At 69.1% G+C, this 19,891-nt stretch carries 16 protein-coding genes; 8 read left to right on the top strand and 8 right to left on the bottom strand.

Annotation, left to right across the window (positions count from 1 at the left end; genetic code table 11):
• Positions 1 to 9: 9 nt before the first annotated feature.
• The 3 genes from JYK02_RS11635 to JYK02_RS11625 all read right to left on the bottom strand — a co-directional run bounded on the left by JYK02_RS11635 (position 10) and on the right by JYK02_RS11625 (position 2,496).
• Entirely contained in the window at positions 10 to 1,035 is a 1,026-nt protein-coding gene (locus JYK02_RS11635) for an inorganic phosphate transporter (protein WP_207050993.1), read from the bottom strand.
• Position 1,036: 1 nt separating this feature from the next.
• The gene (locus tag JYK02_RS11630; RefSeq protein ID WP_207050992.1) at positions 1,037 to 1,663 is read right to left on the bottom strand and encodes a DUF47 domain-containing protein; all 627 of its coding nucleotides are present in this window, start codon (positions 1,661 to 1,663) and stop codon (positions 1,037 to 1,039) included.
• Between the two features lie 170 nt (positions 1,664 to 1,833).
• Positions 1,834 to 2,496, bottom strand: coding sequence for a TenA family transcriptional regulator (locus tag JYK02_RS11625; RefSeq protein WP_171432689.1), 663 nt, complete (start codon positions 2,494 to 2,496; stop codon positions 1,834 to 1,836).
• A 221-nt stretch (positions 2,497 to 2,717) separates the two neighbouring features.
• Here JYK02_RS11625 and JYK02_RS11620 point away from each other — a divergent pair, with 221 nt between their 5' ends.
• Positions 2,718 to 3,602 (top strand): fatty acid desaturase family protein, encoded by an 885-nt coding sequence (locus JYK02_RS11620; RefSeq protein ID WP_207050991.1) that lies wholly within the window; start codon positions 2,718 to 2,720, stop codon positions 3,600 to 3,602.
• 161 nt (positions 3,603 to 3,763) lie between these two features.
• Here JYK02_RS11620 and JYK02_RS11615 read toward each other — a convergent pair whose 3' ends face one another.
• Together JYK02_RS11615 and JYK02_RS11610 are read right to left on the bottom strand one after the other, a co-directional pair.
• The gene (locus JYK02_RS11615) at positions 3,764 to 4,846 is read right to left on the bottom strand and encodes an IS5 family transposase (RefSeq protein ID WP_207050990.1); all 1,083 of its coding nucleotides are present in this window, start codon (positions 4,844 to 4,846) and stop codon (positions 3,764 to 3,766) included.
• 139 nt (positions 4,847 to 4,985) lie between these two features.
• A complete protein-coding gene (locus tag JYK02_RS11610) occupies positions 4,986 to 6,398 on the bottom strand; it encodes a M28 family metallopeptidase (protein WP_207050989.1) in 1,413 nt (470 codons plus the stop codon).
• A 275-nt stretch (positions 6,399 to 6,673) separates the two neighbouring features.
• Here JYK02_RS11610 and JYK02_RS11605 point away from each other — a divergent pair, with 275 nt between their 5' ends.
• Positions 6,674 to 7,486 carry a hypothetical protein gene (locus JYK02_RS11605; RefSeq protein ID WP_207050988.1) on the top strand — a complete coding sequence of 271 codons (813 nt, stop codon included), beginning with the start codon at positions 6,674 to 6,676 and terminating at the stop codon, positions 7,484 to 7,486.
• 57 nt (positions 7,487 to 7,543) lie between these two features.
• Here JYK02_RS11605 and JYK02_RS11600 read toward each other — a convergent pair whose 3' ends face one another.
• Together JYK02_RS11600 and JYK02_RS11595 are read right to left on the bottom strand one after the other, a co-directional pair.
• Positions 7,544 to 9,994 (bottom strand): transglycosylase SLT domain-containing protein, encoded by a 2,451-nt coding sequence (locus JYK02_RS11600; RefSeq protein ID WP_207050987.1) that lies wholly within the window; start codon positions 9,992 to 9,994, stop codon positions 7,544 to 7,546.
• A gap of 210 nt (positions 9,995 to 10,204) precedes the next feature.
• On the bottom strand, positions 10,205 to 10,897 hold the full coding sequence (locus tag JYK02_RS11595; protein ID WP_207050986.1) for a DNA-binding protein: 693 nt from the start codon (positions 10,895 to 10,897) through the stop codon (positions 10,205 to 10,207).
• A 254-nt stretch (positions 10,898 to 11,151) separates the two neighbouring features.
• Here JYK02_RS11595 and menA point away from each other — a divergent pair, with 254 nt between their 5' ends.
• The 5 genes from menA (at position 11,152) to JYK02_RS11570 (ending at position 17,808) form a co-directional block, all read left to right on the top strand.
• Positions 11,152 to 12,078, top strand: a complete 927-nt coding sequence (gene menA / locus JYK02_RS11590; protein ID WP_207050985.1) for a 1,4-dihydroxy-2-naphthoate octaprenyltransferase — start codon at positions 11,152 to 11,154, stop codon at positions 12,076 to 12,078.
• Between the two features lie 195 nt (positions 12,079 to 12,273).
• Positions 12,274 to 14,184: a hypothetical protein gene (locus tag JYK02_RS11585; RefSeq protein WP_207050984.1), complete on the top strand. Its 1,911-nt coding sequence runs from the start codon at positions 12,274 to 12,276 to the stop codon at positions 14,182 to 14,184.
• Between the two features lie 15 nt (positions 14,185 to 14,199).
• Positions 14,200 to 15,330 (top strand): hypothetical protein, encoded by a 1,131-nt coding sequence (locus JYK02_RS11580; RefSeq protein WP_207050983.1) that lies wholly within the window; start codon positions 14,200 to 14,202, stop codon positions 15,328 to 15,330.
• 106 nt (positions 15,331 to 15,436) lie between these two features.
• Entirely contained in the window at positions 15,437 to 16,690 is a 1,254-nt protein-coding gene (locus JYK02_RS11575; RefSeq protein WP_207050982.1) for a c-type cytochrome, read from the top strand.
• Between the two features lie 158 nt (positions 16,691 to 16,848).
• On the top strand, positions 16,849 to 17,808 hold the full coding sequence (locus tag JYK02_RS11570) for a DUF5995 family protein (RefSeq protein ID WP_207050981.1): 960 nt from the start codon (positions 16,849 to 16,851) through the stop codon (positions 17,806 to 17,808).
• A gap of 9 nt (positions 17,809 to 17,817) precedes the next feature.
• Here JYK02_RS11570 and JYK02_RS11565 read toward each other — a convergent pair whose 3' ends face one another.
• Positions 17,818 to 19,221 carry a BamA/TamA family outer membrane protein gene (locus tag JYK02_RS11565; RefSeq protein WP_347402468.1) on the bottom strand — a complete coding sequence of 468 codons (1,404 nt, stop codon included), beginning with the start codon at positions 19,219 to 19,221 and terminating at the stop codon, positions 17,818 to 17,820.
• A 133-nt stretch (positions 19,222 to 19,354) separates the two neighbouring features.
• On the opposite strand from JYK02_RS11565, the gene JYK02_RS11560 reads away from it, so the two are divergent.
• Entirely contained in the window at positions 19,355 to 19,831 is a 477-nt protein-coding gene (locus tag JYK02_RS11560; RefSeq protein ID WP_207050980.1) for a MaoC family dehydratase, read from the top strand.
• Positions 19,832 to 19,891: the final 60 nt, after the last annotated feature.

The raw sequence follows: 19,891 nt of genomic DNA, 5'->3' as shown, positions 1-19,891 counted from the left end.
GGTGCTGCTTCAGCCCACCATCCGCACCACCGCCAGCGTGAGTCCGTAGACGATGACGGACACCAGCGCGGCGGCGGGGATGGTGAACACCCACGCCCAGATGATGCGGCCGGCGACGCCCCACTTCACGGCGCGCCAGCCGCGCGTGGAACCCACCCCGACGATGGCGCCGGTGATGGTGTGCGTGGTGGAGACGGGGATGCCCATCTCCGCCAGCGCGATGATGGTGACGCCGCCGCCCGTCTCCGCGCTGAAGCCGCCAATGGGCGCCAGCTTCGTGAGGCTGTGGCCCATGGTGCGGATGATGCGCCAGCCGCCGAAGAACGTGCCCAGCGCGATGGCCGCGTGGCAGGAGATGATCATCCACCAGTCGATGTGGAACGGGCGGTCGCGCCAGATGGTGCCGAAGAGCACCACCGCGATGATGCCCATGACCTTCTGCGCGTCGTTGGTGCCGTGGCTGAAGGAGAAGATGGCGGACGACACCAGCTGCAGCCGGCGGAACCAGGTGTCCACGCGCAGCGGCGTCTGACGGTGCACCGCCCAGGTGCTGGCCACCATCATCCCGATGCCCAGCGTCATGCCGATGAGCGGCGACAGCACGATGAACGCGGCGATGCGCGCGATGCCGCTGCCCACCAGCCCCTGGAAGCCCAGCACCGGCAGGGTGGCGCCAATCATCCCGCCCGCCAGCGCGTGCGACGAGGACGAGGGCAGCCCCCACCACCACGTGAGCAGGTTCCACGCGATGGCGCCAATGAGCGCGGAGAAGATGACCATCAGCACCGCCGTGGGGCCGGCCGCGCGGAGCATCTCGAAGTTGATGATGCCCTTGCCCATGGTGTTGGCCACGTGCACGCCGCCCGCGAAGGCCGCCACGAAGTTGAAGAACGCGGCCCACGCCACGGCCAGGTTCGGCGACAGCACGCGCGTGGACACCACGGTGGCAATGGAGTTCGCCGCGTCGTGGAAGCCGTTGATGAAGTCGAAGACGAGCGCGACGATGACGATGAGAACGACCGCGGCGAGCAGCATCTCAGGAGTGCTCCAGCACGACGCCTTCGATGACGTTGGCCACGCCCTGGCACTTGTCGGTGGCCGTCTCGATGAGGTCGTAGATCTCCTTCCACTTGATGATGGTCAGGGTGTCCACGCCGCTCTTGAACAGCCGGCCCATGCCCGCGCGCAGGACCTCGTCCGCCTGCGTCTCCAGGTGCTTGATCTCCATGCAGCCCGCGAGGATCTGCTCCGGCTTCTTGATGAGCCGCAGCGCCGCGACGACCTCCTGCACCTTCTGCGTGGAGAGCACCAGCAGCCGCGCCAGCTCCGTGGCGTCCGGCCGGCTGGTCTCGATCTCGTAGTACAGCAGGCGCGCGGCCGCCGCGTTGGTCAGGTCCAGCACGTCGTCGATGCGCGACAGGAGCGTGTGGATCTGCGCGCGGTCGAACGGGGTGATGAACTGCTGGTGGAGGCGGTTGAAGGCGGCGTGGGTGACTTCGTCGCCCTTGTGCTCCACGTCCTTCAGGGCCTGGACGCGCGTGGGCACGTCCCGGTAGTCCGCCAGGAGCGCGTGCAGGAGCTTCGCTCCCTCGACGGTCCTTGCGCATTGCGCGTCGAAGTCGTCGAAGAACTCGTCCGACTTCGGCATCAGCTTTTCGAGCATGGGGTCTCCCTCGGCGCCTGGAGGGACAGGCGCGGTCCGCCGCGGGAGGTGGCGCTGGGGTGTGACGCTCCCGTGACGCGGGGAGTGACTACCCTACCTGGAGAGATTCGCCAGTGTTCCGTGCGAAAACGTACGGATTCCAGGGGGTTGCGCTTGACGCAAGGGGCCGCTCAGACGACGCGGTTGCGCAGCTCCTCGAAGAATCCCACCCACAGCTGCCACATCTCCTCGGCGCCCCGGGTGATGGTGGCCAGCTCCTCGTCGGTGTACTGGAGCCCCACCGTGTGGCCGGCCGTCTCCACGTGGTCCGGCTCCTGCTTCACGTGGATGTCCACCCAGGGCAGGGACTTGAGGCCCGTGGTGCGGCGCACCAGCTTGCCCAGCTTGGCCACCATGGTGAGGTCCGCCACCTCCGTGCCGTAGAGGAAGCCCAGGCCGGTGAGGTGGTTCTCCGTGGAGCGCTGGTAGCCGTCGATGAGCCGGCGCGTGGCGGGCGTCATGTCCGCCTCCGACACGCCCGCCTTCGTGAAGCCCGCGTCCGTCATCGTCTGGATGAAGAAGCGCTCGTGCGCGCGCGCCGGGTCTCCCTCGCCCACCTCCTGGTTCAGGATGTGGGTCACCGCCGTCTTCATCTCCATCTGCGGACAGACGGCGATGAGCTTGCTCAGGAAGTTGGGGAAGTAGTGCAGGGGGTGCCACCACTGCCCCAGCACCATCTCCGCCTGGTCCCGGCTGAAGGCCTTCTCATCCACCACCTCGAAGAACCGATGCTTGATGAGCTGCTCACGGTGGGGATTCTTCGCGAGCGCCGCCTCGATGGTCTGGTTCCGCATTGCCGCCTCCAGGTTGGGTCCAAAAGGGCTGGGTCGGCGTTTATCACAACGCAGGACTGCGATTCTTGGAATAGTGGAAAGACAAGTTCAACACGACTACGTTGTTTACCGTCAGTGTGGAACGTGCAGGCAGGCAAGGGCGGGCTGTTCGGGGTGGGGGCTGCCGTCCTACAGTCAGAAAATCGGCATTTCTGCCTCGTCCCCCTTGTCGTGGAAGGCTCATGACCCTGTTCCGGCACCCTGAAGATCGCATCCCGGTCCTGATGTTCCTGAGCGTGTTCGCGCTCGACGTGACGGTGTTCCTCACGGCGCGAAGCTGGTGGGTGCCGGTGCTGTGGTTCGGGCTGGGCATCATCCCCAAGGGGTGGATCTGCTCGTGGAACCACCACCACCAGCACCTGTCCTTCTTCAAGCACGCGCTGCCCAACCGCCTCTTGGAGATCGTCTTCGGCTTCCAGACGGGCGTGACGTCGCAGGCGTGGTTCCTCCACCACGTGCTGGGCCACCACAAGAACTACCTGGACCAGACGCAGGACGAGTCGCGCTGGAAGCGCGCGGACGGCTCCACGATGGCGGAGCTGGAGTACTCGCTGAGCACGGCGCTGACGGCGTACCCGCGCGCGTTCCAGGTCGGGAAGAAGCAGCACCCCAAGGCGCTGCGCGTGTTCGTGTGGATGGCCGCGCTCCAGGTGGTGCTGCTGGCGGGGCTGTTCTGGGTGAACCCCTACAACGCGCTGTTCGTCTTCCTGCTGCCCATGATGGCGTCGCTCTACGTGACGGTCTGGGCGACGTACTTCCACCACGTGGGGCTGGAGACGGCCAACCACTCGGAGGCCTCGTACAACATCCTCCACAAGGGCTACAACCTGATGACGGGCAACCTGGGCTACCACACCGCGCACCACACGCGGCACGGGCTGCACTGGTCCAAGCTGCCGGAGCTGCACGCGCAGCTGGCGCGCGACATCCCCGCGAACCTCTACCGTCAGCCGGGCATCCCGTTCGTGTGGCGCGGCTCCGAGGAGAAGCTGGTGCTGAGCGAGCACGAGGTCGACGCGCTCGCTGGCCGGCCCGCGGCGAACAGCGGGGAGAAGCTGGCCGCCTAGCAGGCTGCTGAAGAAGTCGGTTTCGGGCCGGACGCGCTGCTCCACGAAGGTCCGGCTCGTCAATGAGAGGTTTTCTGGCGACCGGGGAGGCGCCCCGCTGCGGTGCAGCCCTGTCGCCAGGCCACCCGGGGCGAATTGCTACCCGGCAGGCAAGCGACGTGTCAGGCGGGCATGAGTCGAGCCATGCGTGTCAGGTTGTACGCGGCAGCGACGAAGTAGGCCCACAGGCCCGTCCTCGCCTGGCCTCGGTAGCGTGTCTTCCTGAAGCCGCCCACAGTCTTCATCCAGCCGAATATCTCCTCGACTCGTTTTCTGGCGCGCTGGCTCAGGGCATACCCCCCGTGGCGTGTCGTGCGTCCGTCGACGCGGCTGGCGCGGCGCACGTCGCGCGTCTGGGCCACATGGGGTGTCACCCCGCGCTCGCGCGTGGCATCCACGAAGCGCTGCACGTCGTAGCCGGCATCCGCCCCCAGCGTCGTGGGCACCAGCCCCTTCTCTTTCTGCCGGTCGAGCATCCGCAGCGCGCCCACCCACTCCGCTTCACCCGTCGCCAACTCCACCGTGATGTCCGCCACCAGCCCGGTGCGGTTCTCCATCAGCACGCTGGCCGAGTAGGAGAGCTTCGCGCCGTTGCCGCCCTTGCGCGCCAGCCTCGACTCCGGGTCCGTCGTCGACTCGTGCGTGGCGTTGCCTCGCTTCTCCCCGTGGAAGTTGACGGTGGGGTTGCCCTTGTCGTCCGGCGGCCCCTCGTCCTTGCCGCCCTTCTTCTTGAAGGACTTCACTCCGGCCCACGCCTCGATGAGCGTGCCGTCCACCGTGAAGTGCTCCGCCGACATCAACCCCTGGCCTTTGGCCTGGCCCACCACGCCCTCGAAGAAGCGGCGAGCCACGTCGGCGTCCAAGAGCCGCTGCTTGTTCTTCGCGAAGCTCGACGCATCGAAGCTCGGCTCGTCCAGGCTCATGTCCAAGAAGAAGCGAAAGAGCAGGTCGTACTCCAGCCGCTCGCAGAACTGTCGCTCGCTGCGCACGCTGTAGAGCGCGATGAGCAGGCATGCCTTGAGCAGCATTTCGGGCGGAATCCCCGGACGCCCCGTGCCCGAGTACATGGCGTCGAAGACGGGCGAGAGTCCTTTGAGTTGGGCATCCGCGAGGTCCTTGATGCGCCGGATGGGGTGGCCCTGGGGCACCCGCTGCGCCGGCTGCACCAGACTGAAGCTCGACTGACCCCTAACCTCTCCACGCATGTCCGCGACCCTCCAGGGCAGGAGGAGATCATGCCCCGGTGCGGGAGGTCGACCCCGCACCGGAGTTTTTCAGCAGCCTGCTAGCGGTCCAGGGCCTTTTCCGCCGGAAGGCAGCTGCTTCCGGCGGAAGGGGGCCGCGCTACTTGGGCTGCGGCTGCTGCGGCTCCGTCGTGCGGTTCGCCGCGATGTTGATGACGTTGAGCAGCAGGTCCTTCACGCGGCGGGGCTTGTTGCCGCCGTTGTCCTCGATGATCTTCTCGATGTCGTCATCCTGCCGGTGGTACTCGGGGATGAGGTCGCCGCCGCCCTCGGGGTTGGACAGGCCCTCGAAGAGGAAGAGGACGTCCTCGCCCTTGCGCCCGAAGGACGCGCCGTCCTGCCGGTCGCGGTAGACGTTGATGTCGCGGTTGATGCGGTCGAACGGATCCGCCAGCTGCTGGTTCGCCTGGTCCACCACGTCGCGGAAGTAGTTGGGCTGGCCCTTGGTGTTGGTGTCCACCACGGACAGGCGCTGATCATCCCAGCGGCCCACCATGTCCGTGTTGATGACGCCCGCGATGTTCTTCAGCTCCAGGCCGGGGATGGGGTGGTCCACGAAGTACTGCGACCCCACCAGCCCCTTCTCCTCCGCGCCCGTCCAGACGAAGAGCACGGAGCGGTCCAGCTTGCCGTTCTTCGCGGCCTCCGCCAGCTCCGGCACCGCCGCCATCAGCACCGCGCTGCCGGACGCGTTGTCGTCCGCGCCGTTGTAGGCGTTGCCCTTGCGGTCCACGCCCACGTGGTCCAGGTGGGCCATGACGACAATCACCTCGTCCTTGTGCGGACCGGTGCCGGGCAGCATCGCCATCGTGTTCACGGCCTGGCCCGTGGCGGTGGCCACCTGCTTGAGCTCCTCCACGCTGCGCTGCTGGCCCGCGCGCGCCGGCACCACCGTCTGGCCCGCCGCCTTCATCGTCTGCTCGTACTGCTGGTTGAGCAGCTTCAGCGTGTCCTTGGGCATCTTCTCGTCCAGGTAGAAGCCCTCCTGGAACATCTTGTGGCCGAACTGCTTGTGCTCGGCGTGGCCCGCGTGGGCCCCTTCCGTCCCGCCGCCCTTGTCCGCGCCCAGCCAGGAGTAGACGTTGAACTTCTGCTGGAAGGGGTTTTCCGGGTTGTTGGAGTTCGGCCCCACCAGCCCGTACTTCTCCGCGTGCGCCTGCACGTAGGCGGAGGCCGCGTCCAGGCCCGCGGAGGGGCTGTCACGCCCCTTCAGCGCGTCCGACGCCAGGTACTCGATGTGCTTCATCGGATCCGAGTCGAGCGACACGGGCGGCTCGGTGGGCGTCTCCGGCGGCACCGGCGGCGTGGTGGCGGGCGGCGGCAGCGACAGCACCGGCGGCGGCGCCGGCAGCTGCGGCAGCCTGGCGCCAGGACGCGCGCCGGAGGACTCGAAGCCGTCCTTGAACGCGAGGGGGCGGTTCCGGGGCTTCGCCTCCGCGCTCCGGGCGTCCTGCGAGGACAGCCGCGAGACGGAGGTGAGGGGACGCGAGCTGTCGTTGATCTTCGAGGCCATGGTGGGGAGTCCGGGGGAGGAACCGCGCTCCCCAGATTATCCGACCGGCCACCCCGGGAGTTGTGCGCCACGGCAAAGTTCCGCCGCGCGTGGGGCGCCCTGCCGCTCCGCGTGAGACCCGGGCTGTTACATGGCGTATGTTTCATGTAACATGAAACGCTACTCTTGTTTTCTCATGCAATGAATTGCAAGAGTGAAAACAGACGGACTCCATGTGTTGGCTCGGGGAGTGCAGTGGGGCGGCCGGCAGTCCACCCCACACCACGAGGTAGTGCATGCACCTGAAGATGACGGGCTCCCTGCTGGCTTCCATGTTGCTGAGCATCACGGGCTGCGCGGGCGGCGACGACACCCAGGCCGCCGGTCCGCTGAGCGCGCAGGAGTCCGCGGCGTCCCAGTGTGTGAAGAAGTTCGAGGGCATCACGACCTGTGCGCTGGGCCAGGCGAAGGTCGACGCCGTGGCGGACGGGCTGGCGGTGTCCGGGCTGCTCACGCAGAAGGACGGCGTCTCCAGCAGCTTCGCGCAGGCCGTGAAGTGGGAGCAGCGCGTGGCGATGAGCCTGGGCGCGCAGGGCGGCTACCAGTTGGCCGCGCGCGACGGCGACCAGGTCGTCAGCACGCTGAAGGTCACCCCGGGCCGCGAGGCGAACACGGTCAACATGGTGCCCACGTTCACGGGTTCGCCGGGCGGCTCCGCGTACCGGATGAACATCTACCGGGGCGGCGTGCTCCAGGGCACCAGCCAGCAGCCGGCCGGGATGATGATCGTCTTCACCAACTTCCGGGACTTCCTCCGCTGGGCGGAGATGCACCACCACTTCCTGAACGACTTCGACATCGACGGGCTGTCCACCGGCTCCGCGGAGACGAACGTGGGCGCGTGCGTGTGGCGCGTGGACGCGGAGAAGAACACCTTCACGGTCAACGTCGGCGGCAAGTCCATCACGGGTGACTCGGTGGAGTTCATCGAGACCATCGCGGATGGCGCGTACCCGTACCGTCACTTCACGGGCATCGACACGAACGCCATCGCCGGCCAGTACACCATCCGGTCGGAGTCCATCACGCAGCCCACGGGCGTGAAGTAGTCCGGGAAGGCGTGTGCCGGACGGAGGTCTTCCCCCCTCCCGTCCGGCGTCGTACCGCTAGCGTCCTCCGGAGACGGAGGACGTGGGCGTCGCCACGTTCCGGCCGCTGCCACCCACGCCGGTGGCGGGGCTCACCGCGGGCGTGCGCTTGGCCTCCAGCGGAGCCTTGCGCGCGGGCGCGAAGGAGGCCGGGACTTCATTCGCGTAGAGCAGCTTGTAGGCGCTGTAGCTGCTGAGCACGCGCTTCACGTAGTCGCGGGTCTCGTCGAAGGCGATGTGCTCCACCCACTCGTCCAGCTCCGCCTGGGGCAGAGCCTTGCGCCAGCGCTCCACCGCCGCGGGGCCCGCGTTGTAGGCGGCCACGGCGTAGGCGGGGTTGCCGTCGAAGTGCTTGAGCAGCGAGCCCAGGTACGCCGCGCCCAGCCGGATGTTCTGCGCGGGCTGCAGGAGCGACGATACCTCGAACGACGCCAGCTTGAGCGAGTCCGCCACCTCCCGCGCCGTCTGCGGCATGAGCTGCGCCAGCCCCAGCGCGCCGGTGGAGGAGCGCGCGGTCGGGTTGAAGCGGCTCTCCTCGCGGATGAGGCCCTGCAGCAGGTCCGGATCCACGCGTGCGGCCTTCGAGTAGCTCTGGATGAGCGGCCGGAACGCGAGCGGCCACGTCGCCTCCCACACCGGGCGGGACGCGGCGCTCAAGGGGCCCGCGGCCTCCTGGCGCAGCGTCACGCGGGCCACCTGCCGCGTGGCCCGGCCCCGGCCGGTGCGGCGCATGGTCTGGTAGAGCAGCCGCGCGGGCGCCTCCGCCAGGCCGCGCGTGTCCACCGCGAGCAGCTCCTCCACCACGCCCGGCTGTCCCAGGCGCAGCAGCTCCACACCCGCCGCGAAGCGCGGATCCTTCTGGAGCGGACCCGGGGGCAGGGGCCAGACCTCGTCGCTTGCCGGCGCGGCGGTGTTCAGCGTCCTGGCGGGGACGGCCTGCGCGGAGGCTTCCGTCAGCCGCGCCAGCCGCTCCGGCGCGTGCTGGGCCAGCCGCGTGCGGGAGAGCAGGCCGTACCAGGCCGTGGGACGCTCGGTGGCGATGAGCTCGTAGCGCGCGAGCGCCGCCTCCAGCGCGCCGCCGTTCTCCTGGACGCGCGCCTGCCAGTAGCGCGCGCGCCACAGGGCCTCGTCGGTGCGCGCGGCCTCCGGCAACTGCTCCACCGCCATCAGCGACGCCAGGCCCGGCTGCGTCTCGTCCTTGCGCAGGTGCAGCCAGAAGGCGCGGAAGAGGGCCTCGGCGGCGAAGTTGCCGGCGGGGTAGCGCTTCGCCAGCGCCTCATAGTTCCGCAGCGCCTCGTCCGCGCGGCCCAGACGCTGCTGCGTCCAGGCCTCGAAGAAGAGCGCGTCGTCCGCGTAGCCGTGCTCCGGGTAGTCCCGCGCCAGCGTGGCGTAGGTCTCCACCGCCGCCTCCGGCTGCACCACGGACTGCGAATAGGCCAGCAGGTAGAGCGCCTGCGGCCGCTGCTCGGGCGACTGGCACTCGCGCGCCACCGGCTCCAGCACCTGGATGGCGCGGCGGTGCTGGCGCTCCTTGCGCAGCGCGCGGCCCAGGGTGAGCTGGGCGCGGCAGGCCAGCTCGTCCGGGAGCTCCGTGCGGGGCCCGGAGCGGGCCAGCATGTTCATGGCGGCGACGTTCTGGTGCAGCTCCACCAGTGACTCCGCGCGGCGCACGCGCCACTTCATGGGCAGGGGCAGGTCGCGCAAGAGGGCGCGCGCGCGGTCCGCCTCCCTCGACAGCGGGGCGGTGGCCCAGACCTCCAGCAGCGCGCGGTGCTCGGCGTTGTACTGGCCCGCCGCGCGCGCCAGGTCGCAGTACGCGAGCAGCGCCTTCATGCGCAGCGCGTCCGGCCCGCGGGCCTGCCGGCTGTCGATGAACTCCTGGAGCGCGGCCAGCGCCTCCGGGATCTTCAGCTGGCGCTTGAGCACGCTTGCCATGGTGAAGCGGGCCTGCGGGTAGAGCGGGGAGCTGGGGCTCACCTGGCCATACTGCTCCGCCGCGCGCAGCGGCTTGCGCAGCCGCTCATGCGACTGCGCGGCCTTCATGAGGCAGTGGTCGCGCAAGGGGACGTAGTCCTCCGCGAGCACGGTGAACTCCGCGGCGGCGGTGGTGAAGTCGCGCGCGAGGAACGCGGCCTGCGCCTGGAGGAAGCGGCCGGGGAGGGAAGGGGGCGACTCCGTGGCGAGCAGCGTCCGCGCGGACTTGTACCGGCCGCGGTCGAACTCCGCCTTCGCCTTCGCCAGCAGGCCTTCCGCGAAGTAGGGCGTCAGGCGCTCCGGCCCGAAGGCCTCCGCCGTCACCTCGTCCTGGGAGGGCTGCGCCGTCGGCGTGTCGAGCAGGGCCTCCAGCTTCTCCTCCGACATCACGTCGCCGGAGTCGTCCTCACCGGGGGCCTGAGCCCACGCGGCGCCCGGGGCCCACAGGCCCGCGCACGCAAGCAAGACCGCAGCTGTTCCTCGAAGTCCGTCCATGCCAGCCCTCGTTCGTCCGCCAGGGACCCCGATGGATTGGCACTGCCGGTGCGCTTGGAACCTGCCCGGCTGACTGCTTGCCAGGCGCGCGTTGTCTTTCGTGCATCCGGCCCCGGGCACACATCCGGGGTGCTGCACGAAAGCCAACGGCCCGTCGTCCGCTCGACTGGCGCCTGGGGTGCTACATACCCAGGGGCGCCCGCCTGCCCGTCAGGGGATGATTGTCTCGACAGCCAGGTCGCTCGGCATGCGGGGCGCCACCTCGTAGGTGGTCTCGTACTGGGCTGCCAGGCCCACCACGCTGATGCGCTGCCCCACGGTGAGGGCCTGGAGCGCCGCCTTGTCGAACCCGGCGGACACGTGGACGAACACCTGCACCTCACCGCTGCCGTCGTCGATGTAGAGCTTGTAGCCGTAGGGCGAGTCGTCCACGAAGGCCTGGGTGATGGCGCCGCTGGCGCGGATGAGCTGGCCCTCCACGGACTCGTTCACGCCGCCGGTGGAGACGGTCCGGGGCGCGACCTGCTCCGTGCCGGGCTTCAGGTCCACGTCCATGGGCACCGTCTTGAGGATGCGCAGCTGGTTCTGCTCATCCAGCGTGCCGGTGACTCGCACGCGGGCCCCCAGCCCGAAGGACTGCTTCTCCGCCATCTTGATGTAGAGGCCGCCGGTGTCGTCCTGGAGCGCGAAGCCCTCGTCCCCCATCGCGGAGACGAAGGTGCCGGGCGCCACGGTCACCGCGCCCTGCACCGTCACCTCGGAACCGTTGGCGCGCGTACGCGCGTCGGCGATGGAGAGGACCGGCTGGCAGCCGGCGAACACGAGCGCGAACGCGCCCAGCAGCGCCAGGGCACCCCGGCGCGAAAGGGACAGGGCAGGGGAGGAGAAGGAGGAAGGGTTCATGGGCGCCTTGTACCATTCCCCGTACAAGTTATTCAATGAATTCAAGTTGTTCTAGAATTCACCTGAAGTGGGACTGGCGTCTGACTTTGAGTCAGGCGGTAGGCACACGGAATGTTGACAAGGCGCGTCTACTACCGTCGGTACGGGCATGTATCAGGTGATACATGAGGGCAATGAATGCGAAGCATTGGGTGCTCTTGCGGCTGGCGGGCCTGTAGCTTTACCGTGCGCCTGCTGCCCTCCCCCGGACATCCATGGCCACTCCGAGTCTCCCGTCGTCGAGTGTCACGCTTGAAGCAAGACCCCCTCTGGCCCGCGTGTGGTGGCTCGCGCTGCGGCCCAAGACGCTGACCGCCTCCATCGCGCCCACGGTGCTGGGCTGGGCCTTCGCCAACGCGGAGGGCAGCTGGCGGCCGGTGCCCGCGCTCACGTTCCTGGTGGGCTTCGTGCTCATGCAGATCGTCAGCAACCTGGTGAACGACTACGCGGACTTCGAGCGCGGGGCGGACACCGAGGCGCGCCTGGGGCCCGCGCGCGTCACGCAGAAGGGCTGGCTGTCCGCGCGCGAGGTGGCGACGGCCGCGGCGCTGGCGTTCACCGGCTCGGCGCTCGCGCTGCTGCTCCTGACGCAGGCGGAAGGGTGGTGGGTGTTCGCGGGCGGCGCCTTCTGCCTCGCGGGCGCGGTCTTCTACTCCGCGGGCCCCATCCCCCTGGGCTACCTGGGGCTGGGGGACGTGCTGGTGCTGATCATCTTCGGCCTCTTTGGCGTGAGCGGCAGCTACGTCGTGCTCACGCACCACGTCACGCCGGCCGTGTGGCTGGCGGGGCTGTCCATGGGGCTGTTCTCCGCGGGCATCCTCGCGGTGAACAACCTGCGCGACCGCAAGACGGACGTCGTCGCCGGCAAGCGCACGCTCGTGGTGCGCTTCGGTCAGCGCTTCGGGCAGTGGGAGTACACGCTGGCGGTGGGCGGCGCGTTCGTGCTGCCGGTGCTCGCCTGGCTGCTGATGCCGGAGCACCGCTGGGCCTGGCTCTTCACGCTGGCGGCCCTGCCGCTCGCGGTGAAGCAGATCCGCGCCATCTGGAGGGAGGACGGCAGCGCGCTCAACCCGCATCTGGGCAAGACGGCGGGGCTGGGACTCGTCTTCGCGCTGCTGCTCTCCGTGGGCCTCAGCTTCTGAAGTCCTCGAATTGCGCGGACTCTCATAATGTGGTCAGTTTGAACCGATGAGGTGTTCTCCTCCCAACCCTTCCCGGGCCTCACCGTCTCCGCGTGGCGGAGCGCTGGCGGCGTGGGGAAGGGTGGGACGCGTGGGCCCGCGCGTGAGGACACCTGCTCCTTTTCCTCCCCCTGACTGCCTCCGGCCTCGTCTTCCATGAATCGCTCAATCCTGCTGAAGAGCGCGTGGTGCGCCCTGCTGGTGCCCCTGCTGTCCTGCAACCTCCTCAAGGTCACTGACGACGAGGGGTCCACCACGGGTCGCGGTGCCAAGCGGTTCGACCCCTACCAGGGGCTCAACTCCGGCGCGATCCGGCTCAGCCTCCAGTACATCAATGGCTGCGCCTTCCTGCCCAACGGCCAGATGGTGGCGAAGAACGGCGTGCCCGTCCCGTACCCGGACGTGTGCATCACGCCGCTCGCGCAGAACCCGCTGACGCTGTCGCCGCCCACCGGGACGCTGCAGATCCTCTCGGACAACCAGTACTTCCTGAACCAGTTCTCCGTGTCGGAGACGGTGGTCAACCAGCACAACAACCCCAACGACCAGACCGCCGCGCTCAACTGGATCAAGACCCAGACGGTCTTCGCGGGCCTGGACTGGACCAACGTCAACCAGGGTCCGGACGAGTGGAGCTTCTACAGCCTCGCCGGCGCCGTGGAGGACTGCTGGACCCGTGAGGTGCAGTTCGGCAACGCGAACTGGCAGAAGGCGAAGGACGACACCATCACCGTGGAGGTGCTGGACGAGACGGGCACCTCGCGCGCCAGCCAGACCTACCTGCGCTCGGAGCTCCTGGCGTCCTCGCCCTACGCGGGCCACAGCCGCTTCTCCTGGCGGTCTGAGAACCTCAAGCCGCCGCGCTTCCCCGGCGACAAGGACCCCGGCACCGTGACGGGCTTCGCGGGCGGCCTGGACCAGAGCGCCACCACCCGCACCATCGCGCGCGTGGACATGGTGGGCAGCACCAACCCGTTCAAGGTGCTGCGCATCCCGCGCCTGTCGGGCCCCGGCGCGCTCAAGGCCACCTGGAGCCAGCTGCCGGACAAGCCGTTCTACTTCCCGGTGACGTACGTCATCCCGGATGAGCGCCCCTCCACCTGCACCGACGACGCCGGCAACCCGGTGCAGTGCAGCCCGGGCCTGGACTCGCGGCTGGTGTTCGCTCCTCCGAAGGAGGGCAGCTTCTACAAGCCCGGCGAGGACGTGAGCGTCTACGTGGACCTGCGCGACAGCGCGGGCGCCCACCTGCACTCCAAGGACCTGCTGCCCAGCGCGAAGGAGATCATCAGCGGCCAGTCCAACGGCATCCAGACGTTCGTCCCCAACGTCATCGCGACCGTCACGGAGAACGACTCCATCTCCAACGTGGCCATCGCCGGTCCCCTCCAGGACCTCCAGGTGCTGGGCAACCCCAGCGACAAGCCCCAGTTCTTCGCGAAGCCATTCCCGTTCGCGGTGCTGGATGACGCCACGCTCACGGGCCTGACGCCGGGCCTGATGGACTACAAGTGGCCCACGCGCCAGACGTTCACGCTGCCCCCGGACGCGAAGCCGGGCACCTACGTGGCGCTGGTGAAGTTCAACCGCGCGTCCATGGGCGAGCGCGTCGCGAAGCTCAACCCGTTCTTCTTCCAGGTGGGCCAGGACGAGCCCACGACGTACCCGGGCAACGTGGGCAACTGCCAGATCTGCCACCGCGGCGTGCTGTCGCTGGACAACCTGCGCCACGGCCTGTCGGTGGACCACATCGAGAGCTGCAAGGTCTGCCACCACTACGACACGGACACGGTGGGCCGCACGCAGGAGATGGTGCACCGCATCCACATGAACTCGCCCAGCTACCCGGCGAACCGCGCGGACTGCACCGTGTGCCACCTGACGCGCAAGAGCACGGAGCGGCCCAGCCTGGCGCTGTGCGGCTCGTGCCACATCTCCCAGCACGGGGACGAGTTCTTCCAGATCGCCTTCAACCAGCGCGGCACGCCCAGCAAGTTCGGCAACTGCGCGCAGACGTGCCACGGGGGCGATCAGCTCCCCGCCGGCCACATCCTCCCCGCGAAGTAGGGGATGCGACCCGCCATGCGAAAAGCCCTCTACGTCGGAACCCTGCTCGGCGCGGCCCTGCTGAACGCCGCCTGCACGGAATCCTCCAACTCCCCCGCGTCGTCCACGTTCACGCCGCGCCCCACCTATGAGAACCGCGAGCCGGAGGGCCTCACCTCCCGGCTGACCGGCTTCACGGTGGACCCGGAGGCCTACTTCATCAACCTGGCCAACTGCGCGCCGCCGCCCGCCCGCTGCGCGCTGCCGCCGCTCTACGCGGAGTTCAGCCCGCTGTTGCAGCGCGCGGTGGTGCGCAACGCGCTCGTCACCCTGCAGGACACGGTGCCGGACCCGGCCACGGGCCGACCGCCGGATCCGCCGCCGCCCACGGTTTCCAACGCCGCCGGTCTGTGGACCCTGGACAAGGTGCCCACGCGCCGGGGCCCGCCGTTCTTCGTCCTGTCCGTGCCCGGGGCGCCCGGCCAGGCCCAGCTGGCCAACGACGTCCAGGGTCCGTTCCCGCTGCCGCCGGTGCCGGAAGGTAACTACGTCACCACGCTGACCATCCGCCCGGTGGTGCCGGCGCACAGCGCGTGCGTGGGCCTGGAAGCGCTCCAGGTGAGCGACAAGGGCATCCTGGAGGCGGTGGCGAAGTACCTCACCGCCACCGGTGGCGCGCCCGTGACGGTGGCGGACCTGCTCAACCCGGCCCGCTTCGGCGGCATCACGGTCTTCTGGCTGTACCAGCCGGGCTTCCCGGTGTTCCGCGTGCCCGCGGCCAACACCACCGTGGAGGCCACGTCCGGCCGCGTGCTCAACATCGAGTGGGCGCCCGTCGGCGCGCTGCCGCCGGCGCTCGCGGCCTTCCAGTCCACGCGTGGCTTCTTCATCCCGCCCACGCCTCCTGGCGGTACGCCGGCGCCCAACAGCAGCCTGGGCCTGGTCGCCATCGTCCACCCGCCGCTGATGGGACCTCCGGGCGTGGTGCGGTACACGGCGAAGGACGCCACGACGAGCGCGGCGGAGAACCGCCCCTGGTCGCTGATGCCGCTCGACCTTCCGCAGATCCCGGGCCTCGTCACGTTCGCGGGCCTGCAGATGGCGCCCGCGGTCCCCTCGGCGACCCCCTCGCTTCCCCCGCCCAGCACCTGCGTGCCCGGGCAGTAGTCGCTAGCCGCCGCACCCGTCCCAACGCCTGCGCTCCGTTTCCCCTCCCCGTGGGGAGGACGGAGCGTCCGTGTTTCGTCCCCGTTCGTCCGGAGCAACATTCCCCATGATGAAGAAGATCCTGCTGGCCATTGGAGTGCTGGTCGCCCTGGTCTTGATTGGCGCGGGTACCGCCATGGGCGTGGCCACCCACAAGATCAACAAGACGTATGACTATGTGGCGCTGCCCAACATCACGCGCGACAGCTCGCCGGAGGGCATTGCCCGCGGTGAGCAGGTGTTCCGCGCGGTGTGTGGCGAGTGTCACGCGGGCGGTGGCAACACCAAGCCCGTCGGCGGCCGGATGCACGACTTCCCGCCCGACCTGGGCACCTTCTACTCGGCGAACATCACGTCCGACATGGAGAAGGGCGTGGGCGCCTGGACGGACCAGGAGATCGCCCGCATGGTGATCAACGGCATCGACAAGAACCACCACTTCCGCCCCATGCCCGCGTTCCCCAACATGGGTGACAAGGACATCGCGGCGGTCATCGGCTTCATGCGCTCCGGGCACCCGGACTTCGCGCCGGAGAAGGCCCAGCCGCCGCGCTCCGAGCTGACGCCCCCGGGCCGCATGGTGTTCGCGTTCGCCATGGGCATCAACGACAAGAGCCGCACGGAGCCGGTGGCCGTGCCCGCGAAGTCGGCGGACTCCGTGGAGTACGGCCGCTACCTGGCCGGCAGCGTCTACGACTGCGTCTTCTGCCACTCGCCGGGCTTCGACGGCAGCGCGGTGAAGCTGCAGCACCCGGACACGGTGCTCAGCGGCGGCTTCGAGTTCGACCTGACCCCGCTGGGCGGCGAGGGCAAGCTGCTGTCGCCCAACATCTCCGCCAGCGAGACGGCCGGCATCGGCAAGTGGACGCTGGATGAGTTCAAGCACGCGATGGTCACCGGCGTGACGCCGGGCGGCTACATCCTGCGCCCGCCCATGCCCAAGTACCGCTACGCGGACGACGTGGAGCTCTCGGCCCTCTACACCTTCATCCGCTCCATGAAGCCCAACGACAAGGTCGTGCCGCCCCCCGCCGGTGGCCGTCCCAAGGCGGAGCCCTCCGCGGACCCGGAGAAGATGTTCAGCTCCCTGGGCTGCGCGACCTGCCACGCCCCCGGCAAGGCCTACGAGGCCAAGCTCCAGGGCGCCAAGGGCAAGGCCCCGGAAGAGGTGGCCAAGTGGATCCGCAACCCGGAGTCCTTCAAGCCCGGCACGCAGATGCCCACCTACGAGTCCCTCGTCGACGAGAACAACGCCCTGGCGCTCGCGAAGTACGTCCTGGGCAAGACGGGCGGCGGCGTCAGCGAAGGCACCGCCCCCTGAGTTTGACGACGGTGTGACAAATGCCCCCGCGTGAGTGTCGACACGCGGGGGTCAGTGCAAAGGTTTCATCCGTTCCGGGGTGGGCCGGTGTCACCGGAAGTTCAGGTTGATATAAGCTTTCATGCGAAGTCGTTCCCCCACCCGCGGAGCGTCATTCCATGACTGTTTCACCGGCGTCCCCCTCGTCCCACCGCACGCAGCGTCCGAAGAAGCCCGTCCACCTCCACGAGACGAAGGCGCCGGACGCGCAGGGCCCCATCCAGTTGGATGACGTTCTCTGGAACCCGGTCAACGCCGAGGAGGCGCTGGAGGGGCTGGAGAAGATCCTCGGCCGGCTGAACGCGCGCAATGACTCACGCGCCATCTTCCTGGACATCTACGCCATCGTCACCCGCAAGGTCGTCCACCTGCTGAGCAGGCCGGACGCGGGCGGCTTCATGGAGCCCGAGTGGCTGTCGCACCTGACGGGCCGCTTCGCGGAAGAAGCCCTCATCGCGGTGCGCGACTCGCTGAAGAACCTGCCGCTGCCCACCGCGGCGTGGCGCTTCGCGACGCATTATCCCGCCCAGGGGCTCACGCAGCCGTATCAGGACGCGCTCTTGGGCGTGAGCGCCCACATCAACCACGACCTGGGAATGGTCGTCTACGACAACATCGCGCACCAGTCCCCGCCGGCGGACGCGCGTCGCATGGCGCGCTACCGGCACGACTACTTCCACGTGAACGAGATCCTCCGCTCGTGCATCCCGGAGTGCCTGGACCTGCTCGCGGAGCGCTATCACTGCACGTCCACGAAGCTGCTGCTGAAGGTGCCCTTCAGCCGCCCCGTGGTGGAGCGGGCCGTCATGCAGATGCTCATCGTCTGGCGGCAGCGCGTCTGGGAGAACGTCGTCGCGATGCTGGAGGCGCAGACGCCCGAGGAGCACCAGGCCGTCGTGGAGCGCGTGCGCACGACGTCCGGCCGTATCGCCCAGGCCCTGTGCGCGGACAAGGCGCTGTGGCGGACGGTGCGCGGCGAGGCGCCGCCGTTCAGCCTGGGCCTGCCGCCGGAGGCGTGGCCCGGCGTGGTGCTGCCCACGCCGGAAGCGGACGGGGCCGTCAGCGCCCGCGCCAGCTAGCAGGCTGTCTCACGAGGGCGTGACTCCGGCCACGAGGTAGAAGCGCACCTGGCCGGAGTTCACGCCGTAGGCGACGTCCACGCCCAGGAGCGGCAGCACGACGTTGTTGAGGTACAGCCGCAGGCCCGCGCCCACGCCCTGGGCCACGGTGACGGTCGGCTGGGTCGGCGAATACGACTCCCGCAGGTAGCCGCGGATGTTGCGTCCGCTGGCGTCGAACAGGATTCCGTCGGAGGGCAGGTCCCGCCACGCGATGGCGCCCGTGTCGGAGAAGCCCACGCCGCGGAAGGCCAGCGACTTCACCTTGAAGAGGGGGAAGTGGTACTCGGCCGTGAAGGTGAGCCGGGTGTCGCCGCGGAACTGCCGGTACTGGAAGCCGCGCAGCGTGGTGCCGCCCATCGTCAGCTCCTGGTGGAAGGGCAGGTCCTTGCCCACGGCCAGCTCGCCGCGCAGCACCAGGTTGTTCTCGCTGAAGAAACGCAGGCCCTGGCGGTAGAGGAGGCCGAACTTGCGGTAGCGGAACTCGCTCCACACGCCCGGGACGGACACCTCGTAGGAGGCCTCCAGGTTGAGCCCCTCCGTCACCGCGTGCAGCGTCTGGCGCGAGTCCAGGCCCACCATGAAGCGCAGCGACGTGTCGCGCAGGGAAGGGCCGGTGGAGAAGGCCTCCGACGTCACCGGCTTCTTCGGATCCGGGGACTGCGCGTCGATGCTGGACACGCGGTACTTCGCCGCCGCGCGCACGCGCTCGAAGAGGATGAAGCCCAGCTCGGAGCTGAGGGACGCGGAGTTCAGGCGCGTGCGCCGGAGGATCTCCGGGTCGTCCTGGCTGGCGTCCGGGCGGTACTCGTCCACGCGGTCGCTGCGCAGCTGTCCCTCCAGGCTGAACTTGAGCTGCGGCAGGCCGAAGACGATGGGGTCCAGGAAGCCCACGTACAGGCCGCTCTCGCCAGTGCTCACCTGCGCCGCGACGGCCAGCTTCTTCGCGCGGCCGCCCAGGTTGTTCTCCGCGTAGAGCAGCCCGCCGCCGGTGTTCGCGGAGGACAGCGCCACCGTGGGGGCCACCACCCACGACGCCTTGTCCTTCACCCGCAGCACCAGCCGCACACGCCCGTCGTCCAGGGGCTCCGTGCTCGCGTGCACGTCCTGGAACAGCCCTGTGGCCAGGAGCCGCCGCTCCACCTTCTCCAGCTCCGCGCCGTCCACCTCGTCGCCCACGTCCAACTGCCCGAACGAGCGCACCGTCGAGGACGTCGTCTTGTTCGCACCCTCCACGGTCACCTCCGCCACCTCCGGGCGGTGGAGCGTGGGGGACACGGGCGGCTCCTCGTCGGCGTGGGCCACGGGGGCGCTCAGTCCCGCCAGGGCGACGGCGAGGACGGACAGGTGATGGCGGAAGCGGGGGAGCGGCACACCCTGCTCATACCGCACGCCCCTCGGGCTCCGGCTGGTTCAATACGCCGGTGCACCCTGGAGAACAGTCCTCACCAGGAGGATGCATTATCCTCATCATCTGGATATGCATGCATCCAGGAGGGGCGCGGGCATGGCTTCGACGGAAGAGGGTGGGCGGCAGGCGTTGTTCCTGGACGACCTGTCGGTGGGGCAGAAGTTCATCAGCGGCACGCACACGCTGGACGCGGCGCAGATCATCGCCTTCGCGCGGGAGTTCGATCCGCAGGGCTTCCACCTGGACGACGCCGCGGCGAAGGACACGCTCTTCGAGGGGCTGGCGGCGAGCGGCTGGCACACGGCGGCGCTCACCATGAAGCTCAACGTCCAGAGCGGGCTGCCCTTCAAGGGTGGCATCGTGGGGGCGGGCGGGGACATCCGCTGGCCCAGGCCCACACGCCCAGGGGACGTCCTTCACGTGGAGAGCGAGGTGCTGGAGGTGACGCCCTCGCGCACGCGGCCGGACCGGGGCATCGCCACGGTGCGCAGCGAGACGCGCAACCAGAAGGGCGACGTGGTGCAGGTGCTGGTCGCGAAGCTGGTGTTGCCCCGCCGCCCGGCGAGCGGGTGAGCAGGACGTGACGCTTTGCGTGAGCGCGGGTGGAGGCTACCGTGCGGCCGGCATCGGCCG

Origin of the sequence: Corallococcus macrosporus (genome assembly GCF_017302985.1) — a bacterium.
GTDB classification, from domain to species: Bacteria; Myxococcota; Myxococcia; order Myxococcales; family Myxococcaceae; genus Corallococcus; species Corallococcus macrosporus_A.
This window is presented reverse-complemented; position numbering and strand designations above follow the sequence as displayed.

Bases quoted from the DNA above. Each gene is read 5' to 3' on its own strand.
- JYK02_RS11635 (WP_207050993.1), bottom strand. From the start codon at position 1,035: ATGCTGCTCGCCGCGGTCGTTCTCATCGTCATCGTCGCGCTCGTCTTC.
- JYK02_RS11630 (WP_207050992.1), bottom strand. From the start codon at position 1,663: ATGCTCGAAAAGCTGATGCCGAAGTCGGACGAGTTCTTCGACGACTTC.
- JYK02_RS11625 (WP_171432689.1), bottom strand. From the start codon at position 2,496: ATGCGGAACCAGACCATCGAGGCGGCGCTCGCGAAGAATCCCCACCGT.
- JYK02_RS11620 (WP_207050991.1), top strand. From the start codon at position 2,718: ATGACCCTGTTCCGGCACCCTGAAGATCGCATCCCGGTCCTGATGTTC.
- JYK02_RS11615 (WP_207050990.1), bottom strand. From the start codon at position 4,846: ATGCGTGGAGAGGTTAGGGGTCAGTCGAGCTTCAGTCTGGTGCAGCCG.
- JYK02_RS11610 (WP_207050989.1), bottom strand. From the start codon at position 6,398: ATGGCCTCGAAGATCAACGACAGCTCGCGTCCCCTCACCTCCGTCTCG.
- JYK02_RS11605 (WP_207050988.1), top strand. From the start codon at position 6,674: ATGCACCTGAAGATGACGGGCTCCCTGCTGGCTTCCATGTTGCTGAGC.
- JYK02_RS11600 (WP_207050987.1), bottom strand. From the start codon at position 9,994: ATGGACGGACTTCGAGGAACAGCTGCGGTCTTGCTTGCGTGCGCGGGC.
- JYK02_RS11595 (WP_207050986.1), bottom strand. From the start codon at position 10,897: ATGAACCCTTCCTCCTTCTCCTCCCCTGCCCTGTCCCTTTCGCGCCGG.
- menA (WP_207050985.1), top strand. From the start codon at position 11,152: ATGGCCACTCCGAGTCTCCCGTCGTCGAGTGTCACGCTTGAAGCAAGA.
- JYK02_RS11585 (WP_207050984.1), top strand. From the start codon at position 12,274: ATGAATCGCTCAATCCTGCTGAAGAGCGCGTGGTGCGCCCTGCTGGTG.
- JYK02_RS11580 (WP_207050983.1), top strand. From the start codon at position 14,200: ATGCGAAAAGCCCTCTACGTCGGAACCCTGCTCGGCGCGGCCCTGCTG.
- JYK02_RS11575 (WP_207050982.1), top strand. From the start codon at position 15,437: ATGATGAAGAAGATCCTGCTGGCCATTGGAGTGCTGGTCGCCCTGGTC.
- JYK02_RS11570 (WP_207050981.1), top strand. From the start codon at position 16,849: ATGACTGTTTCACCGGCGTCCCCCTCGTCCCACCGCACGCAGCGTCCG.
- JYK02_RS11560 (WP_207050980.1), top strand. From the start codon at position 19,355: ATGGCTTCGACGGAAGAGGGTGGGCGGCAGGCGTTGTTCCTGGACGAC.